21 protein-coding genes are annotated in these 19,500 nt (G+C 43.5%); 20 read left to right on the top strand and 1 reads right to left on the bottom strand.

Annotated features, from left to right (window positions below):
• Positions 1–702: a DUF3169 family protein gene (locus QM830_RS06940; protein WP_414326178.1), complete on the top strand. Its 702-nt coding sequence runs from the start codon at positions 1–3 to the stop codon at positions 700–702.
• A 436-nt stretch (positions 703–1,138) separates the two neighbouring features.
• Here the strand turns inward: QM830_RS06940 and QM830_RS06935 are convergent, their stop codons facing one another.
• Positions 1,139–1,342, bottom strand: coding sequence for a CsbD family protein (locus QM830_RS06935; RefSeq protein WP_061564347.1), 204 nt, complete (start codon positions 1,340–1,342; stop codon positions 1,139–1,141).
• A gap of 325 nt (positions 1,343–1,667) precedes the next feature.
• Here QM830_RS06935 and QM830_RS06930 point away from each other — a divergent pair, with 325 nt between their 5' ends.
• From QM830_RS06930 to QM830_RS06840, 19 genes are all read left to right on the top strand, one after another.
• Entirely contained in the window at positions 1,668–2,276 is a 609-nt protein-coding gene (locus tag QM830_RS06930) for a rhomboid family intramembrane serine protease (protein ID WP_414326176.1), read from the top strand.
• Between the two features lie 124 nt (positions 2,277–2,400).
• Positions 2,401–3,513, top strand: a complete 1,113-nt coding sequence (locus QM830_RS06925) for a VanZ family protein (protein WP_414326174.1) — start codon at positions 2,401–2,403, stop codon at positions 3,511–3,513.
• 138 nt (positions 3,514–3,651) lie between these two features.
• Positions 3,652–3,918 (top strand): ACT domain-containing protein, encoded by a 267-nt coding sequence (locus QM830_RS06920; RefSeq protein WP_003017242.1) that lies wholly within the window; start codon positions 3,652–3,654, stop codon positions 3,916–3,918.
• Between the two features lie 17 nt (positions 3,919–3,935).
• Positions 3,936–5,273: a PFL family protein gene (locus QM830_RS06915; protein ID WP_414326171.1), complete on the top strand. Its 1,338-nt coding sequence runs from the start codon at positions 3,936–3,938 to the stop codon at positions 5,271–5,273.
• Between the two features lie 81 nt (positions 5,274–5,354).
• Positions 5,355–6,044, top strand: a complete 690-nt coding sequence (locus QM830_RS06910) for a histidine phosphatase family protein (RefSeq protein ID WP_414326169.1) — start codon at positions 5,355–5,357, stop codon at positions 6,042–6,044.
• Between the two features lie 123 nt (positions 6,045–6,167).
• On the top strand, positions 6,168–6,869 hold the full coding sequence (locus QM830_RS06905) for a histidine phosphatase family protein (RefSeq protein WP_414326167.1): 702 nt from the start codon (positions 6,168–6,170) through the stop codon (positions 6,867–6,869).
• Entirely contained in the window at positions 6,859–7,632 is a 774-nt protein-coding gene (locus QM830_RS06900; RefSeq protein WP_009732217.1) for a M15 family metallopeptidase, read from the top strand. Before QM830_RS06905 ends, QM830_RS06900 begins: the two co-directional genes overlap by 11 nt.
• Positions 7,633–7,799: 167 nt before the next feature.
• The gene (hrcA, locus tag QM830_RS06895; protein ID WP_003004578.1) at positions 7,800–8,834 is read left to right on the top strand and encodes a heat-inducible transcriptional repressor HrcA; all 1,035 of its coding nucleotides are present in this window, start codon (positions 7,800–7,802) and stop codon (positions 8,832–8,834) included.
• 24 nt (positions 8,835–8,858) lie between these two features.
• Positions 8,859–9,383, top strand: a complete 525-nt coding sequence (gene grpE / locus QM830_RS06890; protein WP_332251639.1) for a nucleotide exchange factor GrpE — start codon at positions 8,859–8,861, stop codon at positions 9,381–9,383.
• Positions 9,384–9,623: 240 nt separating this feature from the next.
• Positions 9,624–11,447 (top strand): molecular chaperone DnaK, encoded by a 1,824-nt coding sequence (gene dnaK / locus QM830_RS06885; protein ID WP_009732219.1) that lies wholly within the window; start codon positions 9,624–9,626, stop codon positions 11,445–11,447.
• Between the two features lie 245 nt (positions 11,448–11,692).
• Positions 11,693–12,325 (top strand): DJ-1/PfpI family protein, encoded by a 633-nt coding sequence (locus QM830_RS06880; protein ID WP_414326165.1) that lies wholly within the window; start codon positions 11,693–11,695, stop codon positions 12,323–12,325.
• A gap of 199 nt (positions 12,326–12,524) precedes the next feature.
• On the top strand, positions 12,525–13,658 hold the full coding sequence (dnaJ, locus tag QM830_RS06875; RefSeq protein WP_414326163.1) for a molecular chaperone DnaJ: 1,134 nt from the start codon (positions 12,525–12,527) through the stop codon (positions 13,656–13,658).
• Positions 13,659–13,800: 142 nt separating this feature from the next.
• Positions 13,801–14,547: a tRNA pseudouridine(38-40) synthase TruA gene (gene truA / locus QM830_RS06870; protein WP_414326162.1), complete on the top strand. Its 747-nt coding sequence runs from the start codon at positions 13,801–13,803 to the stop codon at positions 14,545–14,547.
• Positions 14,540–15,301 (top strand): bifunctional hydroxymethylpyrimidine kinase/phosphomethylpyrimidine kinase, encoded by a 762-nt coding sequence (locus QM830_RS06865; protein ID WP_414326160.1) that lies wholly within the window; start codon positions 14,540–14,542, stop codon positions 15,299–15,301. The genes truA and QM830_RS06865 overlap by 8 nt, the downstream gene beginning before the upstream one ends.
• Positions 15,291–15,761 carry an ECF transporter S component gene (locus QM830_RS06860; RefSeq protein WP_414326158.1) on the top strand — a complete coding sequence of 157 codons (471 nt, stop codon included), beginning with the start codon at positions 15,291–15,293 and terminating at the stop codon, positions 15,759–15,761. The genes QM830_RS06865 and QM830_RS06860 overlap by 11 nt, the downstream gene beginning before the upstream one ends.
• Positions 15,762–15,764: 3 nt before the next feature.
• Positions 15,765–16,328 carry a TIGR01440 family protein gene (locus QM830_RS06855; RefSeq protein ID WP_414326156.1) on the top strand — a complete coding sequence of 188 codons (564 nt, stop codon included), beginning with the start codon at positions 15,765–15,767 and terminating at the stop codon, positions 16,326–16,328.
• 128 nt (positions 16,329–16,456) lie between these two features.
• Positions 16,457–17,740 carry a trigger factor gene (gene tig / locus QM830_RS06850; RefSeq protein WP_414326154.1) on the top strand — a complete coding sequence of 428 codons (1,284 nt, stop codon included), beginning with the start codon at positions 16,457–16,459 and terminating at the stop codon, positions 17,738–17,740.
• A 225-nt stretch (positions 17,741–17,965) separates the two neighbouring features.
• Positions 17,966–18,547, top strand: coding sequence for a DNA-directed RNA polymerase subunit delta (rpoE, locus tag QM830_RS06845; RefSeq protein ID WP_414326152.1), 582 nt, complete (start codon positions 17,966–17,968; stop codon positions 18,545–18,547).
• Positions 18,548–18,657: 110 nt separating this feature from the next.
• Complete coding sequence (locus tag QM830_RS06840) at positions 18,658–19,353, top strand: B3/4 domain-containing protein (RefSeq protein WP_414326150.1); 696 nt, start codon at positions 18,658–18,660, stop codon at positions 19,351–19,353.
• Positions 19,354–19,500 lie beyond the last annotated feature (147 nt).

The raw sequence follows: 19,500 nt of genomic DNA, 5'->3' as shown, positions 1-19,500 counted from the left end.
ATGAAAAAGAAACATTTATTACTATTGTTAGGAAGTTTATTGTTGGGTTGTTTAATCGGAATGTTTGGTGCTGCCTTCACAAATCTTCATTTAAACATTTCTCAAGAGCAAGTACAGTTTGTTTTGACGACCTTCTTTTTCTGTCTGGGAATACTATCGACCATAGTAGCTCTTTATTTTATTATGAATAGTAGGAAAGCTTATGATAGCTACCTAGCAGAAGAAGATGATGAATTAAATGAGCTGGCTTATATCAAGATGTATCGCTCTCTAGATTATGGGACAGTTGCTTACAATGTTTTGCAAGTTAGTATGTTTTTCAGTTTGGTTACCGTGTTACCTAGTCATGATCTTCCGTTATCAGTTTTTCTCTTAGCGGTATTAACCATTCTTGTTGGAAGTTTCTGCGTCAAAACAACGAGCAAAATTCGTAATTACCAGATCCCTATTTTAGCCACACCAAAAGAGGTATTAGACTATCTAGAAACGTATGATGAGGGAGAAAAACAGGCGGAAATGGCAGAGGCTTATTTAATCTTGTTCAAACTCAATCAGCTAATCTTACCATCGGTCTATATCATCTTATTTGCCTTATCCATCATTCTTGGTGAAGTGCAGTTAGTTGGTGTCCTTATAACGGCTCTAATCCATCTCTATATCAATATTGCACAATTAAGAAAAACAAAACGATACTTTAAATAGCGTGGATTTATATGAATGGTGTTGAAAATGGAGGTGACGATGTTGAAAGGGATGAGTCAATCAAAATTTATTCTGTTTCAAGATAAAGCGATCACATAAAAAACTGAAAAGCTCGTAAAGCAGCACCATTTAGTAAACCTTTCTTTAAAAGAAAGACAATCGTTATAAGAGAGTGGGACAGAAATCGTTAATTCGTTAGAATTCGATTTCGTCGTCCCACCTCCGCACAGTTGAGTAGGGCTGTAAAAGCTGATGAAATCAGCGTAGTAGAGCCCACTCAACCACTGCGTCTTGCTCGACAATCCAAAGACAATTGAGAGGCTAGGACTTTTGTCCCAGCCTCTTTTTTCTATACCCAAGATGAATGAAAAAAACACCCTATCTTCCACAGTCAAACGTGACGGTAGAAAATAGAGTGATTCCAGAATGTTAAAAATTAGTTATCGTCTTTGTGAAGGATATTCTTCACGCCCTTGATAGCTCCTTCAACAGCTTCTTTTGCATCTTCAGCAACTTCTTTAGCTTTTGATGCAACTTTTTCAGCAACGCCTTCAGCTTCTGTTTTTGTGTCGCCGGTTACTTTACCGAGACCTTCCTTAACAGAACCTTTAACTTGGTTTAATTTATCTTCTAATGACATAGCGCCACCTCCGTTAAGTAAATAGTTTTTTAATCTGAATTGAAGACAGTTCATTTAAAAAATGAAAACTATTTAGTTCAGATTAATATAAGTATATACCCTCTGAAATGGAAAGTCAAATTTTCGCTACGGTATTCTAAATACAGGATCGCCTCCTGATCCGATTGCGAATGATGAGGAACCAATCAGTCAAGACATTCAGTTTTTAGATCAAAGATTTGAAATGAAAAGAGTAAAAAATAGGGCTGTCTCCATTGAAATAAGTGGTATAATGGTCATGAATGGACAGATTGCCAAGTTGTTTTTTGAAAAAGAGAAGATGAACATGAAAAGAATCCTCAAAACCTACCCCGTTGTCAGTACTTTGTCTTTAACTTGTTTGTTGCTAGGTCTTTTGACTTCCTTTTATGGGGATGCTATGTATGACCTGTTGGCCTTTCATTCGAAGCCAGTCTATGCTTGGCAATATGTCAGTGGGACCTTGATGCATGGCAGTAAAGGAGCCCCTGTCTGGTTTTTATGGGTCCATTTGATTTTAAATGGACTCATGGTCCTTCCTTTTGGTGGACTGTTAGAAAGGAAGAGAGGACCCAGGCAAGTCTTGATCGTTTTTGTGACGGCGACAACTCTCTCTTCCATCGTTTTTCATCTTTTAACGCAAGGGCAGGACATTCAGGCAACAGGGATCTCTGCTGTAGGCTATGCCTTTGTAATGGGAGGAATCCTGATCCTACCAAATATGTGGAAAGAGTATTCACTCTTCGTAAAACTGTTTTATCTATTCTTAGTTTTTCTATCTGGCCTCATGCTCTTACCGGCCATCACCGGCTGGATCTCGACTTGGCTGCACCTTTCAGGGATTGCCAGTTATCTATTGGTCTTTTTCGGAAGTAAAAGTCTGAAGAAGGCTCCTACCAATGAAGCTCGCTCTTAAGCGAGATTTTCATCCTGCTTCCTTGACTCTTCCTTCATTGCGCCGTATAATACTCTATATCAATGAAAAATCACCTTTTGTCATTGCGCAAAGGGTGATTTTATAAGTGTAAAAAGGAGACACAATGGGCTATATTTCTACAATTAAAACAGCTGTTCAGCTCTTTCCTTTCCTGGCCTTTTTGCTGACCTTGCCCTACATGATTTTGAATTACCGAAAATATGGCTCGGTCAATAAATTACGGGTGCTGATTTTCTATTCTTTTATGCTTTACTTGATGACGGTCTATCTCTTGGTGGTCTTGCCCCTGCCAGATCCAAGTAAGATCCATACCAGCTACTCGGAAATGATCAATCTGTATCCCTTTGCCTTTGTGGTGGATTTTTTCAAGGAGAGTCCCTTTGATCTGGCGCAGACAAGCACTTGGATTCAAGCCCTTAAGCATCCGACTTTTTATGTGCCCGCCTTTAATGTCCTGATGTTGATTCCTTTTGGGATGTATCTGCGCTATTATTTCAAGTGTGGTTTTAAGAAGACGATTTTCCTGACGGCCCTCTTTAGTCTTTTTTTGGAGCTGACCCAGTTGTCAGGTCTCTACTTTCTATATCCGGGCCCCTACCGCCTAGCAGATGTCGATGATATCATTCAAAATACCACTGGTGGTGGAGTGGGCTACCTGCTCGGTTGGTTTCTGGTTTGGTTACTGCCAACACGAGATGAAATAGACCAGCATTCTTTCCGAGTGGGGACGAGAGTATCTGGCTTTCGGATTGGACTTGCTTTCTTGATCGACTTTGTGATGGTATCGATTCTCTACGCATTGATTGGGGGTTTAGGGACGATTCCTTATGTAGCGGTTTTGGCTCTTTACTTTAGCTTGCTTCCTTTGTGGCGGGGCAAAACCTTGGGAATGGCTTTGTTGAAATGCCGCTTGCATTTTGATAAGCAAAGATGGCTTCGCACCATTTGGAGGGGGATTCTAGTGGCGGGCTATTTCTACTTGATACCCCAAGGATTGTTCTATTTGATTTCACTCTTGAATCAGGATTTGACGGACAATTCCCTCTTAACCTTATCCCTGATCTTGTTGCTCTTCTTTGTGCTTTTATTGTACCTCATTCTCACCCTTGCCATCATCTTGCTCAATCGTCGCTTTCTGTTTGACCGCCTGGCTGGAGCAACATATGAAAGTACGGTGCGCGTGAAGAAAGAGTTCTTAAGAGATGAAACTGAATAGTCGATAGAGAGGTTGGATGTAGATCCAGCCTTTATTTTTTAGATACGCGGAAAATATCCGAACGTTCCCAGTTGAGAAGGGTGATTTTTAAGGGGAATGTGCTACAATGGAAGCAAATAGGTAGAATGGAGCAGTGAAATGAAAGCAATTATTACAGTCGTTGGAAAAGACCAAAAAGGAATCGTAGCGGGTGTCGCAACAAAAATAGCAGAATTGGGACTTAATATTGATGATATCTCTCAAACGGTATTGGATGAGTACTTTACTATGATGGCGGTCGTGACATCAGATGAGAAAAAAGATTTCACCCAGCTTCGTTCAGAATTAGAAGAATTTGGTCAGTCTCTTCATGTCAAAATCAATATCCAGAGCGCAGCGATTTTTGATGCCATGCACAATTTGTAAGATAGGGGTGAGGATTTATGGACATTAAACAGGTAACAGAAACCATTGCTATGATTGAGGAGCAGAACTTTGATGTTCGAACCATCACCATGGGCATCTCCCTTCTGGATTGTATTGATCCAGATATTGATAAGGCGGCAGAAAAGGTCTACCAGAAGATTGTGACAAAGGCCAAGGACTTAGTAGCTGTTGGGGATGAGATTGCGGCAGAACTGGGAATTCCGATTGTGAATAAGCGGGTTTCAGTCACTCCGATTTCTATTATTGGGGCAGCAACCAATGCGACAGATTATGTGCCCTTTGCCAAGGCGTTGGATCGTGCGGCCAAAGAAGTTGGAGTCAACTTTATCGGAGGCTACTCAGCCCTTGTTCAAAAAGGCTACCAAAAAGGGGATGAAATCCTGATCAATTCCATTCCTCGTGCCCTTGCGGAGACAGATTTTGTCTGCTCTTCAGTCAATATCGGGTCGACCAAGTCAGGGATCAATATGACCGCTGTCCGAGACATGGGTCGTATTATTAAAGAAGCCTCCCAAGCGGATCCAATGGGACCAGGGAAACTGGTGGTCTTTGCCAATGCAGTAGAGGACAATCCTTTTATGGCGGGTGCCTTCCACGGTGTTGGTGAAGCGGATGTTGTCATCAACGTTGGGGTTTCCGGACCTGGTGTCGTCCAACGGGCGATTGAAAAAGTTCATGGTGCAAGCTTTGATGTCTTGGCTGAAACCGTTAAGAAGACAGCCTTCAAGATTACTCGTGTCGGGCAACTGGTTGGTCAAATGGCTAGTGAACGTCTCGGTGTTGAGTTTGGAATTGTGGACTTGTCTCTCGCGCCAACACCAGCTGTTGGGGATTCGGTTGCCCGTGTCCTTGAAGCCATGGGGCTTGAAGTAGTAGGAACCCACGGGACAACAGCAGCGCTAGCTCTGCTCAATGACCAAGTGAAAAAAGGCGGCATCATGGCTTGTAACCAAGTCGGTGGTTTGTCAGGTGCCTTTATTCCGGTCTCAGAAGATGAGGGAATGATTGCGGCGGTTCAATCAGGTCATATCAATTTGGAAAAATTGGAAGCCATGACAGCTATCTGTTCCGTCGGTCTGGATATGATTGCCATCCCAGCTGATACTCCAGCTACGACGATTGCGGCTATGATTGCCGATGAAGCAGCTATCGGAGTGATCAACCAAAAGACAACAGCCGTTCGGATCATTCCTTATGGAAAAGAAGGTGATATGTTAGAGCTCGGAGGACTTCTTGGGTCTGCTCCGGTAATGAAGGTCAACAAGGCTTCGTCAGCTGATTTCATTGCCCGTGGTGGCCAAATTCCAGCTCCGGTTCATAGCTTTAAAAACTAAGAGAAATCTAGTATAATAGTAGAAAATAGAAAAGTCTGTGATGATGAAACTCCAGACTTTTTTCTTGCAAAAGGAGACAAGGTGGCTAAAACAAGATTATTTGTGATTCGTCATGGGAGAACCATGTTTAATACCATTGGCCGTGCTCAAGGCTGGTCCGATACCCCTTTGACAGCAGAAGGAGAACGAGGGATTCAGGCTCTAGGAATCGGCTTGCGTGAGTCTGGTTTAGAGTTTACTCGAGCCTACTCCAGTGATTCAGGTCGTGCCATTCAGACCATGGGGATCATTCTCGATGAATTGGGCTTGAAAGACCAGATCCCTTATCGCTTTGACAAACGGATCCGCGAGTGGTCTTTTGGTAGCTTTGATGGGGCCTACGGTGGGGAGCTCTTTCATGGTGTCGTGCCGCGCGTGCTAGATGTAGAAGATTATAAGACCTTGAGCTTGAAAGACTTGGCGGAAGGGATCTGCCAGGTCGATACAGCTGGCTGGGCGGAACCTTGGGAAGTCTTGAAAGGACGGATCCTAGAAGGTTTTGAATCCATTGCCAAAGAAGTAGAAGAAAATGGTGGAGGCAATGCCTTGGTGGTCAGCCATAGTTGGACCATTCAGACCGTGGTCTGCTTAATTGAAGGTAAACCAAATCTCAATCTGCCTCTTTCAAACGGTAGTGTTACCCTTGTAGAATATGAAGATGGAGAATTGACGGTTAAGATTTTTGGAGATAGCAGTTACCGTGAAGTCGGTGAAGGCTTGCAAGAATCCTAGTCCATCCTGAAAGGCTGACCTTTTGGTCATGGCCTTTTCTTTCTCTCAAAACTTGTAAGAGCTTTCCTACTTTCTTTTTGCAAAAAATGATATAATGAAAGAGATACATACGGAGGTAATACAATGACAAAAACCAGATTATATATTGCTCGTCATGGAAAAACCATGTTTAATACCATCGGACGAGCACAGGGCTGGTCAGACACTCCGCTGACAGAAGCAGGAGAGCGTGGAATTAAAGAATTAGGACTTGGCCTTAAGGAAGCAGGTCTTTCTTTTAAGCAGGCTGTGTCGAGTGATTCTGGACGCACCATTCAAACCATGGGAATTGTTCTTCAGGAGCTTGGTTTGACAGGTCAGATTCCTTATCGCTATGATAAACGCATTCGTGAGTGGTGTTTTGGTAGCTTCGACGGTGCCTATGATGGCGAGCTCTTTATGGGGGTTTTACCCCGTGTTTTTAAGGTCGAGGATTTTCATCAGTTGAGCTTGATGGAGTTGGCAGAAGGGATTGTTGAAGTCGACACCACGGGTTGGGCTGAATCCTGGAGCGCCTTGAGTGGTCGGATCAAAGAAGGGTTTGAAGCTATCGCAAAAGAGGTGGAAGCAGCTGGTGGTGGCAATGCTATGGTGGTCAGTCATGGCATGACCATCAGTACCTTGATTTACCTGATTGATCCAAAAGCCTTTAAAGAATTGGTCTTAGATAATGGAAGTGTAACTGTTTTGGCTTATGAAGATGGAGCCTTTACTATCGAAAAAGTTGGGGATATGTCCTATCGTAAAGTTGGAGCAAAACTTCTAGAGGAAGGCCATGACGAATAAGTACAGACGCGCAAGAAAAAAACGCAAGAAATGGTGGCCCTATCTAGTGAGTTGCTTTCTTCTTGCGGCCCTTGGATCGGGGATTGGCGCCTATTTGGCGAAACCAAACCTGTTTTCAGGGCTCCAGTTTTGGAAGGCCAAAAAAACTGTCGTGACGACTCCGTCTTCTTCTAAGAAAAAGGAAGAAAAATCAGATCTGCCAGCCGTCTCGACAAAAGATTGGCAGTTGATCTTGGTCAATCGTGACAATGTGAAGCCTGAGCTGAACCCACAATTGACAGATGTGGATGCCATAAAAGTCGATAGTCGGATTGGAGATCCAACGCGTCAATTTTTGGAAGCAGCCCGAAAAATTGCCCCAGAAGAAACCTTGATATCGGGTTATCGGAGTGTAGCCGAACAAACCGAGCTCTATAATGAGCGTGTTGCTGAGTTAGAAGCGAGTGGTCTTTCACACGAAGAAGCTGAAAAACAGGTGCAGACTCAGGTGCAGGTCCCTGGTGCTAGTGAGCATCAGACAGGTCTTGCAATTGATATGAGCGTCGAAGCAGGTCAAAGTGATGAGTTGGGCTTGCAGCTGGCTGCCATTGCACCTCAATATGGTTTTGTTCTTCGCTATCCAGATGGCAAGAGCGATATTACAGGTGTGACTTTTGAAAATTGGCATTTCCGTTATGTTGGTGTAGAAAGTGCTCAGTATATGGCCAAACATCAGCTAGTATTAGAAGAATACATTCAATTACTGAAAAAGGCCGGGAAATAGTAGGACATACACTTTTCTAGGCCTTAAGAATGATTTTTAGCACTCTTGGAAAAAGAGTGCTAATTTTTTGGATTTTTTTCTTGACTTTCTCTTGAGAGGGTGTATAATAGAATCATAGTTTAGCACTCGGATGTGTAGAGTGCTAAAGATGAAAGAGAGGTGAGGTCATGGTTACAGAACGTCAAAATGAGATTCTCAATCTTGTCGTCGATATCTTTACCAAGACCCACGAACCGGTCGGTTCAAAAGCCCTGCAAGATGTCATTCAATCCAGTAGTGCCACCATCCGAAACGACATGGCTGCCCTCGAAAAGCAGGGCTTATTAGAAAAAGCCCACACTTCGAGTGGTCGAATGCCTAGCCGGGCTGGTTTTCAATATTTTGTTCAGAACTCGCTCGATCTGGAGCTGATTGATGAGCAAGATGTCTACCAGGTGGTGAAAGCCTTCGATTTCGAAGCCTTTAAGCTAGACGATATCTTGGATGCTACGGCCAAGTTACTAGCCCAGATGACGGGCTACACCGCAGTCATTCAGGATGTGGAACCGACACGACAGCGCTTGACGGGTTTTGAGATCGTTCCCTTGTCCAACCACGATGCTTTGGCGGTATTGACCTTGGATGAATCAAAGCCTGTTACCGTACAATTTGCCATTCCAAAGAATTTCTTAACCAGTGACTTGGAAATCTTCCATCAGCTAGTTCAAGAACGCTTCATTGGAAATACAGTCTTGGATATTCACTACCGCTTGCGGACAGAGATTCCACAGATTGTACAGCGCTATTTTAAGACGACAGACAATGTCTTGGATCTGTTTGATTACGTCTTCTCGCAACTGTTTCAAGAACTGGTCTTTGTAGAAGGAAAGGTTTCATCTTTAACCTACGCCGATCTTCAGACCTATCAGTTCTTGGATAATCCCCAACACGTAGCTCTCGAGTTGCGAGGGGGAATGCCAGAGGACCAAATGACCCAGATCCTGGTTGCGGAGTCCCAAGAGAAGGCCTTGAAAAATGTGACCGTGATTAGTCACAAGTTCTTAGTTCCTTATCGTGGGATGGCCCTCATGCATGTAATCGGTCCCGTAGAGATGGATTACAGGCGTGTGATTAGTCTGGTCAATGTTATCGGCCGAGTGCTGGTCATGAAGTTGACGGATTACTACCGTTACCTCAACAGCAACCATTATGAAGTAAATTAAGACCAAATGAAAGGGGTGTATGCCTTGACAGAAGATATCAAAAAAGAAGACGTGAAAGAAGAGGAAGTTGCCCAACCAACTGAAGAAGTTGTAGAGGAAAGCAAGCAACCTTCTGAATTAGAAGAAGCACAAGCGCGTGCCGAAGAATTTGAAAACAAATACCTTCGCGCTCATGCAGAAATGCAAAACATTCAGCGTCGTGCCAACGAAGAACGCCAACTTTTGCAACGCTATCGCAGCCAAGATTTGGCAAAAGCGATCTTACCATCACTTGACAACCTCGAACGTGCCCTTGCCGTTGAAGGGTTGACAGATGATGTCAAAAAAGGACTAGAAATGGTACAAGAAAGCTTGATTCATGCTCTGAAAGAAGAAGGAATTGAAGAAATTCCAGCGGACGGAGAATTTGACCATAACTACCACATGGCCATCCAAACCCTCCCAGCGGATGACGAACATCCAGCAGACACCATCGCACAAGTCTTCCAAAAAGGCTACAAACTCCACGACCGCATCCTACGCCCAGCAATGGTAGTTGTATACAACTAGGATACCTTGTCCGAAACGACACTAAACTATGAAAGAAAGATAAACAATGGTTCAGCTTCACCAATAGTAAGCGAAGCGAACCAAAGGCGATACTCTTCGCCGTGGCGCTATTTGCACAAACTTTGAGACCTTAGGCTCAAAGTTTAGTCAAAGAGATTGACGAAGTCAAGCTCTGACGGCGTCGCCACTTAAGAAGAGTATCAAAAAGAAAAAAGAAGATAAATTTAAGGAGAAAAACATATGTCTAAAATTATCGGTATTGACTTAGGTACAACAAACTCAGCAGTGGCAGTTCTTGAAGGAACTGAATCAAAAATCATCGCAAACCCAGAAGGAAACCGTACAACTCCATCTGTAGTTTCTTTCAAAAACGGTGAAATCATCGTTGGTGACGCTGCAAAACGTCAAGCAGTAACAAACCCAGATACAGTTATCTCTATCAAATCTAAGATGGGAACTTCTGAAAAAGTTTCTGCTAACGGGAAAGAATACACTCCACAAGAAATCTCAGCTATGATTCTTCAATACTTGAAAGGTTATGCTGAAGAATACCTTGGTGAAAAAGTAACCAAGGCTGTTATCACAGTTCCAGCTTACTTTAACGATGCTCAACGTCAAGCAACTAAAGACGCTGGTAAAATCGCTGGCCTTGAAGTAGAACGTATCGTCAACGAACCAACTGCAGCAGCTCTTGCTTACGGTTTGGATAAGACTGACAAAGAAGAAAAAATCTTGGTATTCGACCTTGGTGGTGGTACATTCGACGTATCTATCCTTGAATTGGGTGATGGTGTCTTTGATGTATTGGCAACTGCAGGGGATAACAAACTCGGTGGTGACGACTTTGACCAAAAAATCATCGACCACTTGGTTGCAGAATTCAAGAAAGAAAATGGCATTGACTTGTCAGCTGACAAGATGGCTCTTCAACGTTTGAAAGACGCAGCTGAAAAAGCGAAGAAAGACCTTTCTGGTGTGACTTCAACACAAATCAGCTTGCCGTTCATCACTGCTGGTGAGGCTGGACCTCTTCACTTGGAAATGACCTTGACTCGTGCTAAATTCGATGATTTGACTCGCGACCTTGTAGAACGTACAAAAGTTCCAGTTCGTCAAGCCCTTTCAGATGCAGGTTTGAGCTTGTCAGAAATCGACGAAGTCATCCTTGTCGGTGGTTCAACTCGTATCCCTGCGGTTGTTGAAGCTGTTAAAGCTGAAACTGGTAAAGAACCAAACAAATCAGTGAACCCTGATGAAGTAGTGGCTATGGGAGCTGCCATCCAAGGTGGTGTCATCACTGGTGATGTGAAAGACGTTGTCCTTCTTGACGTAACACCATTGTCACTTGGTATCGAAACAATGGGTGGAGTCTTTACAAAACTTATCGATCGCAACACTACAATTCCAACTTCTAAATCACAAGTCTTCTCAACTGCAGCAGACAACCAACCAGCCGTTGATATCCACGTTCTTCAAGGGGAACGCCCAATGGCAGCAGATAACAAGACTCTTGGACGCTTCCAATTGACAGATATCCCAGCTGCACCTCGTGGTATCCCACAAATCGAAGTAACATTTGACATCGACAAGAACGGTATCGTATCTGTTAAAGCCAAAGACCTTGGAACTCAAAAAGAACAAACTATTGTGATCCAATCTAACTCAGGTTTGACAGACGAAGAAATCGACCGCATGATGAAAGATGCAGAAGCAAACGCTGAAGCAGATAAGAAACGTAAGGAAGAAGTAGACCTTCGTAACGAAGTAGACCAAGCTATCTTTGCGACTGAAAAGACAATCAAGGAAACTGAAGGCAAAGGCTTCGATGCAGAACGTGATGCTGCACAAGCCGCTCTTGACGATCTTAAGAAAGCCCAAGAAGACAACAACTTGGAAGAAATGAAAGCAAAACTTGAAGCCTTGAACGAAAAAGCTCAAGGACTTGCGGTTAAACTCTACGAACAAGCCGCAGCAGCGCAACAAGCTCAAGCAGGAGCAGAAGGCGCACAAGCAACAGGAAACGCAGGCGATGACGTCGTAGACGGAGAGTTTACGGAAAAATAAGATGCAAAGCCCGTTAAAACCTCACAGTGAAAATAGGAAATCTGACGCAGAAACTTTAGTTTCTAGAAAGATTTGTCTTTTTCACCAAGAGGTTAGGGCGTGCTCGATTTAATCCGAAACTCAATTCAGCCTTACTAGTTCTAAAAAAGTATAATCGACTTTGTCTTAGAATGTCGTAATGATAGGAAGAAATCCAGAGGTTGCAACCCAGCCTCTGTTTTTCGGCAAAATAGAGGATGTTGCGTATGAAAAAAGTACTTTGTTTGATTTATCCTAATTTTTCTCTTTATGAGATAACCACTTTAACCAGTACTTTAGCTCTGTCTTTTGACGTCACGATTGATTATGTCGCTTCAGATGATTCGATAGTAGTCTCTGAGGATGGTTTGCCCTGTCAACCGACGAAAACATTGGATCAAATCCGTATAGAAGAGTATTCTTGTGTGATTTTGCCAGGAATGATAAACATAGGATCTGCCCTACAGGATGAGAAATTGATTTCGTTTTTGAGGGCTCTTGGTGAGCAAGAAGTCCTAATTGCAGCCATTTCTTCAGCTCCTCTTTTATTAGCGAAAGCAGGCTTGTTGAACGATACGAAATTTACAGGTGGAATTTGGCAAAACTTCTTTGATTATTTTGAATTTCTTCCACGTGAAAATTTCCAACCCAAACTGGTTGTGCAAGATAAACAAATCATTACGGCTATCGGTTTTGCACATCAAGAGTTTGCAAGAAAAGTGATTTTCGGTTTAGGGTTGGCAGAGAATACGGACAACTATTTTAAAGAACAGAACGACTATGCAACAGAGGATTTGATATTTACTCTATCAGACCAAGAGTTTGATCAAGTGAAGCAAAGTATAGAAAACATCCTCTAAAGATGTAGGTAAAAATTACAGAAAGGAACAAAGAGTGTTCGGGGAATTGAACTCGAGCTCTGAAGTTTCTTACTCAATATGAAAGAAAGGAACTGAACCCGACCTAAATTCTCGGAAAAAAGATAAATCTGTCTAGGAGCATCGCTCCTGCGTCAGATTTCCTATTTTTCAGTCGAATTTTACGGTCTTGGTATCTTAAATGAACAATACTGAATTTTATGACCGTTTGGGCGTTTCAAAGAATGCATCTCAAGATGAGATCAAGAAAGCCTATCGGAAATTATCTAAAAAATATCACCCAGATATCAACAAGGAGCCTGGTGCTGAGGAAAAGTACAAGGAAGTTCAAGAAGCTTATGAGACGTTAAGCGACGAACAAAAGCGGGCGGCCTATGACCAATATGGTGCTGCGGGTGCCAATGGTGGCTTCGGTGGTGGAGCAGGTGGCTTTGGTGGCTTTAACGGTGGTGGCTTTGGTGGTTTTGAAGATATCTTCTCCAGCTTCTTTGGTGGCGGTGCAAGCCGTAATCCCAATGCCCCTCGTCAAGGAGACGACCTCCAATACCGTGTTAATCTCAAGTTTGAAGAAGCGATTTTTGGTGCTGAAAAAGAAGTTAAGTACCATCGTGAAGCAAGCTGCCATACCTGTCACGGTTCAGGTGCAAAGCCAGGGACTAGTCCGGTAACCTGTGGACGCTGTCACGGTTCTGGGGTCATCAATGTCGATACCCAAACCCCTCTTGGAATGATGCGTCGTCAAGTAACCTGTGATGTCTGCCATGGTCGTGGTCAAGAAATTAAAGATCCATGTAGCACTTGTCGTGGAACAGGTCATGAAAAACAAGCCCACAGCGTGAATGTCAAGATTCCTGCCGGAGTTGAAACAGGGCAACAAATCCGCTTGGCAGGTCAAGGGGAAGCCGGCTTTAACGGCGGACCATACGGAGACTTGTATGTTGTTGTCAATGTTGAGCCGAGCGATCGCTTCGAACGGGATGGCTCGACCATCTACTACAAGCTGGATTTGAACATTGTCCAGGCAGCACTCGGTGATACAGTTCATGTTCCTACGGTTCATGGTGATGTTGATTTAGTGATTCCTGAAGGGACCCAAACCGGTAAGAAATTCCGCCTTCGCGGAAAAGGGGCTCCGAGCTTACGTGGTGGTGCCATGGGAGACCAATATGTGTCTGTCAATGTTGTCACCCCAACTGGCTTAAATGACAAGCAAAAACAAGCCCTTCAAGCCTTTGCGGAAGCAAGTGATTTGAAGGTCAATCCAAAGAAAAAAGGCTTTTTTGATAAGGTCAAAGATGCTTTAGATGACTTATAAGAATAAACGAGTTTCCTTTTGAGTAAGGAGCTCGTTTTATTTTTGGATGGCCTTCAAGAACCTTCTTTCTTTAAAAACTGTACCCGGACAGAATGCCATTTTCTCTCTTGTATCCCCTTCTATATCCTGCTAAAATAAAACCATGACACGATACAAAGCAACTATTTCTTATGATGGGACTCTATTTGCGGGTTTTCAACGACAACCGCATGCCCGTAGTGTGCAAGAAGAAATCGAGAAGACCTTGATGCGTCTCAATCAGGGAAATCCTGTGACCATCCATGGATCAGGACGGACGGATGCAGGTGTCCATGCCCTTGGGCAGGTCATCCATTTTGATCTCCCCCAGCCACGGGACGAGGAGAAGCTCCGCTTTGCTCTGGATACCCAGACCCCAGAGGATATTGATTTTATCCGGGTGGAGCAAGTAGCAGATGACTTTCACTCACGCTACAAGAAGCACAGCAAAACCTATGAATTCATCGTGGATTATGGTCGTCCCAAGAACCCCATGATGCGCCACTATGCCACCCACTATCCCTACCCCTTGGATGTGGCCAAGATGCAAGCAGCCATCCAAAAGTTGGAGGGAACCCATGATTTCACCGGTTTCACAGCTTCGGGTACCAGTGTGGAAGATAAGGTGCGTACGATCACAGAAGCTCGCTTGGTCGAGGATGCAGAACATCATCGCCTTCTCTTCACCTTTTCGGGCAATGGCTTTCTCTACAAGCAAATCCGCAATATGGTAGGGACCTTGCTAAAGATTGGAAATGATCGGATGCCGATAGAGCAGATCGATCTGATTTTAGAAAAAAAGGACCGCAATCTAGCAGGTCCTACAGCAGCGCCAAATGGCTTATATTTAAAGGAGATACGCTATGAGTAATGAATTAATTCTCGCAATTTCAGGAAATGATATTTTTAGTGGAGGAGGTCTTCACGCAGACCTTGCTACCTATACAACTAACAAACAGCATGGCTTTGTAGCGGTGACTTGTTTGACAGCCATGACTGAGCACGGATTTGAAGTCATTCCAGTGGATCCGACGACCTTTGCTCAGCAGCTCAGCTCTCTCAAGGATGTTCCTTTTTCTGCTATTAAACTCGGCCTCTTGCCAAATGTCCAAGTGGCAGATTTAGCCTTGGACTATGTCAAAGCCCATGCGGAGATCCCTGTGGTGTTGGATCCTGTCTTGGTCTGCAAGGAAACCCATGATGTAGAAGTGTCAGCCCTTCGAGACGAATTGATCAAGTTCTTCCCTTATGTGACCATCATCACACCAAACTTACCAGAGGCTGAGATCTTGACCCAAAGCAAGATTCAATCGCTCGATGATATGAAGGCTGCCGCTCGTAAGCTCCATGAATTGGGAGCAGCGAATGTCGTGGTCAAAGGAGGCAATCGTCTCAATAAAGAAAAGGCCATCGATGTCTTTTATGACGGACAAGATTTTACGATCTTTGAAGAGCCAGTCCTAGAAAAGAACAATACAGGAGCTGGTTGTACCTTTGCGTCTAGCATTTCCAGCCAGTTGGTGAAAGGGAAATCACCGCTTGAAGCTGTTAAAGCCTCTAAAGACTTTGTCTTCCAAGCGATTCAACATTCAGACCAGTATGGAGTAGTACAATATGACATCTAATCGAACTCAACTCATTGCCCGCCTTTCCATTTTGACAGCCTTGACAGTTGTACTTGGCTACTATACCAAACTCCCAACTCCCACAGGGATTGTCACCCTGTTAGATCTTGGAGTGTATTTTACAGCCTTCTATTTTGGACGCAAGGAAGGTGCGATTGTAGGTGGTGTCGGAGCCTTCCTACTCGATCTGATTTCAGGCTATCCTCAGTGGATGTTCTTTAGCCTCCTCTTTCACGGGGGCCAAGGCTATTTTGCTGGCTTCAAGGGAAAAGCCCGTTACCTAGGCTTGCTTCTTGCGACAGTCGTCATGGTAGGCGGTTACGCACTAGCTTCTGCCCTCCTTTTAGGCAATGGCTGGGGAGCTGCTATCTCGGACATTCCAAATAACCTTGCTCAGAATTTTGTCGGAATGGCTTTAGGCTATGTGGTCTATTATGCCTTCCAAAAGAAAGGGAGCTAATTCATGGATCTGGAGCAACTGAAGAAAGATGTAAAAGAAATCCTAGCCGATGTACTAACTAAGAGTCGACTCCGTCAAGGGCAGATTCTAGTCCTAGGCTTGTCTTCAAGTGAAGTTGCAGGAGGGCAAATTGGAAAAGCTTCCAATATTGACATTGCGGAGGCCATTGTCAAAACCTTGCTGGATGAGTTAAATGCTAAAGGAATTTATCTAGCTGTACAAGGCTGCGAGCATCTCAATCGGGCCCTAGTGGTCGAGCGGGAATTAGCAGACAAGAAGGATCTAGAAATCGTCAATGTCCTTCCAAGTCTCCATGCGGGAGGAGCTGGACAACTCGCTGCTTTTAAGTATTTTAAGGATCCTGTTGAAGTGGAGTTTATCACAGCCCAAGCGGGACTAGACATCGGAGATACCTCGGTTGGGATGCATGTCAAACATGTACAAGTTCCGATTCGTCCTGTCTTGCGTGAACTAGGGGAAGCCCATGTCACAGCCCTGGCCAGTCGGCCAAAATTGATCGGTGGCGCCCGTGCTCTATACCAAGACGATCCTATTCGGAAATCCTAATTTAAACTAGCTTTTAGGGGCTAGTTTTTTTGGATGAAAAGAGAGGCAAACACGTTTTAAAACTTGCTTTTTCAAAGTTTTGTGGTAAAATTATAAGGAATGACTATATTATTTTAAGGAGAGACAGAATGTCTGTATCATTTGAAAACAAAGAAACTAACCACGGTGTGTTGACTTTCACCATCAGCCAAGAGCAAATCAAACCTGCTTTGGACCGTGTGTTTGAATCAGTTAAGAAAACTTTGAACGTACCTGGATTCCGTAAAGGTCATATTCCACGTCCAATCTTCAACCAACGTTTTGGTGAAGAAGCTCTTTACCAAGATGCTTTGAACGATCTTCTTCCAGCAGCATACGAAGCAGCTGTTAAAGAAGCTGGAATCGAAGTTGTAGCACAACCAACTTTTGATGTTGTTTCTATGGAAAAAGGCCAAGACTGGACGTTGACAGCCACTGTTGTAACAAAACCTGAAGTAAAATTAGGTGCTTACAAAGATCTTGAAGTATCAGTAGAAGTTTCTAAAGAAGTAACAGATGCTGATGTGGATGCTCGTATCGAACGCGAACGCAACAACTTGGCTGAATTGGTTGTTAAAGAAGGTGCTGCTGCAGAAGGCGACACAGTTGTGATCGACTTCGTAGGTTCTATCGATGGTGTTGAATTTGACGGTGGTAAAGGTGAGAACTTCTCACTTGGACTTGGTTCAGGTCAATTCATCCCAGGTTTCGAAGACCAATTGGTTGGACACTCTGCTGGTGAAACAGTTGACGTGATCGTAACCTTCCCAGAAGACTACCAAGCGGCTGACCTTGCAGGTAAAGAAGCGAAATTCGTGACAACAATCCACGAAGTGAAAGCAAAAGAAGTACCAGCTCTTGACGATGAATTGGCAAAAGATATCGATGAAGAAGTTGAAACTCTTGCTGAATTAAAAGAAAAATACCGCAAAGAATTGGCAGAAGCTAAAGAAGAAGCATACAACGATGCAGTAGAAGCAGCAGCGATCGATCTTGCAGTTGAAAATGCTGAAATCGTTGAACTTCCAGAAGAAATGATCCACGAAGAAGTACACCGTTCAATCAACGAATTCCTTGGAAATATGCAACGTCAAGGAATCTCACCTGACATGTACTTCCAAATCACTGGAACAACTCAAGATGATCTTCACAAACAATACGAAGCAGAAGCTGAAAGCCGCACGAAGACAAACCTTGTGGTTGAAGCAGTAGCCAAAGCAGAAGGCTTTGAAGCAACTGAAGAAGAAATCAACGCTGAAATCGAACAATTGGCAGCAGATTACAACATGCCAGTTGAACAAGTTCGCAACCTTCTTTCACCAGAAATGTTGAAACATGACATTACAGTGAAGAAAGCAGTGAACGTGATCACAAGCACAGCAAAAGTAAAATAATTTAGAATAAAAAGAAGAGTCGTGAGACTCTTCTTTTTCTGATTTCATGGAGAATCCTGGAATTTTCCTTTGACGAAAGGGGAAATTTATCGTACAATAGAGTGTAACGATAAAATTTGTGATAGATTTGGCTGCTAGAAGTTTTCAATCTATCATTTAGGATGGGATGAGGTTTGAGACCGGATCCTTCTCCATTTAGGAAATGAAACATAAGGAGATTTACCCTTGGAATTAGAAGTATTTGCTGGACAAGAAAAAAGTGAACTTTCTATGATTGAAGTGGCGCGTGCGATTTTGGAATTGCGCGGACGTGACCATGAAATGTACTTTAGCGATCTTGTAAATGAAATTCAAAATTACCTTGAAAAATCAAATAGCGAGATCCGTGAAGCTCTTCCATTGTTCTACACTGAATTGAATGTGGATGGAAGCTTTATCCCACTTGGGGATAACAAATGGGGTCTTCGTTCTTGGTATGCGATCGATGAAGTCGACGAAGAAATCATCGCCCTTGAAGAAACGGATGAAGATGAAGCTCCTAAGAAACGCAAGAAAAAACGGGTTAACGCCTTCATGGATGGAGATGACGATGCGATCGATTACAACGATGATGATCCAGAAGACGAAGAAGTTTACGAAGCAGATCCGGCTCTTTCATACGATGAAGAAAATCCAGATGATGAAAAGAGTGAAGTCGAAGCTTACGATGCTGAAATCAATGAAATCGTACCAGATGATTTGGGCGAAGAAGTTGAATTGAGCGAAGAAGACGACGAAGAAGAGGATCCTGAAGAAGAGGAAGAATAAATCATACGAAACAAGGAAGCCCTTCCTTGTTTCTTTTTGTTTGTATTGAAAAAGGTGGTAAAATAGAGTATGATGAACGTGTAAGTATTCCCAAATAGGAGGTGTTCCAAATGGACTTTCGTTTAGATGACAGTTTAGTAGATGTCGGCATTGACACGGTTGTGGTCGGCATAGCTAAACATGTGGATCCTCAAGCTGTTTTACCTGTCGCTTTTCTGGAAAAAAAGCAAGCAATGGAAGAATGGGCGCTCCAGTGTCAGCTGGAAGAAGTCTCAGACTCAGCGGTTGTTACAGGCTATACAGATTTGTTGCAAAAGGTAGGGCGCAGTACCAAGAAAAATCCGCCAACGATTCTTGCCCTTATCCGAAACATCCAACATCGAGGTTCTCTGCCTCAGATCAATAGCATCATTGACATTTATAATGTTGAATGTCTGAGATCTTATCTCGCTATTGGAGGACACGATCTGGATAAGATTGAAGGTCCGATTGAATTTACAATCAGTCAAAGAGAAGATCTCTTCTTCCCCATCCTTTCTAGCGAAAAGCATGTGGCATCGACAGATCCCGTCTATAGAGATCAAAAAGGAGTTTTGGCTTGGTTGGATGTGCGTGATAGCGACCTTTATAAATTTGAGGAGACAACAAAAAACGCCCTCTTTGTCATCCAAGGAAACCAAGAGACCTCAGTAGAGATGCGCATAGAAGCTCTGGAACGAATCCACAAGGATCTTGCTTCCTGTATGCCGGATCTTCAATTTGAGAAATTTCTCGTCACACAAAATGGCGTGGAGCCAGTCTCTTAAGTATATGAAAATTATTTTCATGAAAGTTTCAGTTTGACAAAGAAGAGCATTTGCGGTAAGATACTGTTCGGGCACCTCATTTTGAGGTCGGAGCTCCCTAATGATTAGGGGGCTATTTTTGTTTTTCCGAAAAGGGGATGGCCTCTA

Source organism: Streptococcus sp. OMI750 (assembly GCF_047463895.1).
GTDB lineage: Bacteria > Bacillota > Bacilli > Lactobacillales > Streptococcaceae > Streptococcus.
The sequence above is the reverse complement of the archived record's forward strand: the minus strand, read 5'-3'. Positions and strand labels throughout refer to the sequence as shown.